Below are 786 nucleotides of genomic sequence, written 5' to 3'. Positions count from 1 at the left end.
CAGCAAACGAAGAGCGATGGACGTTACATTTCGCTGAATCGTAGGCACCCCTGCATTTGTACCGAGAAAATAAAATTCCATAACATTAACCTTCTTCCTGCTGACCAGCAAAAAACCTCCGAAGCTCGGAGGGTATTTGCTATCCTATCTGATAAAGGTGTTAAACCTTTTCGACGTTAAAATACTGCGCCTGAGGGTGGCTGAACACCATGGCTGATACAGAAGCCTCCGGTTCCATCATAAACCCTTCCGTCAGCTCAACGCCAATATCCTCAGGTTTTAACAACTGGAACAACGGCCCCTGATCCTCCAGATCTGGACATGCCGGATAGCCAAAGGATACCCGTATGCCTTGATATCTGGCACCGTGTCGTTGTTTCATTGTCATATCGGCAGGGTCTGGGAACCCCCAGCTATCCCTGATAATATGGTGAAGCCGTTCCGCTAACCCTTCTGCTACTTCGAGTGCTACCGCTTGAAGTGCATGCGAGCGCAGATAATCTCCTTTATCTTTCCACTGGGTAGATATCTGCTGAATCCCATGACCAGCTGTAACGACCATGAAACCTACATAGTCCATAACCCCGGATTCCACTGATTTCAAGAAATCAGCCAGACATAGATAAGGCTCTACCTGCTGGCGCGGGAATGTAAATGTGTGCAGTACCTTGCTCACATCCGACGGATCATAGATCAGAATTTGATTTCCTTGAGACTGCGCTGGAAAGAAACGATACATAGCATGTGCCTGGATGATTCCGTCCGTCACAGCTTCAAACATGATGC

At 47.8% G+C, this 786-nt stretch carries 1 protein-coding gene; it reads right to left on the bottom strand.

Features of this window, described 5'->3' with window-relative positions; genetic code table 11:
• Nucleotides 1-160: 160 nt before the first annotated feature.
• Nucleotides 161-786, bottom strand: a 626-nt coding sequence (locus tag GRP75_RS28485) for a vitamin B12 dependent-methionine synthase activation domain-containing protein (RefSeq protein WP_272917259.1), incomplete at its 5' end; no start/stop codon positions are given.

It is taken from the genome of Paenibacillus sp. OT2-17 (genome assembly GCF_009827695.1).
Classification (GTDB): domain Bacteria; phylum Bacillota; class Bacilli; order Paenibacillales; family Paenibacillaceae; genus Paenibacillus; species Paenibacillus polymyxa_B.
This window is presented reverse-complemented; position numbering and strand designations above follow the sequence as displayed.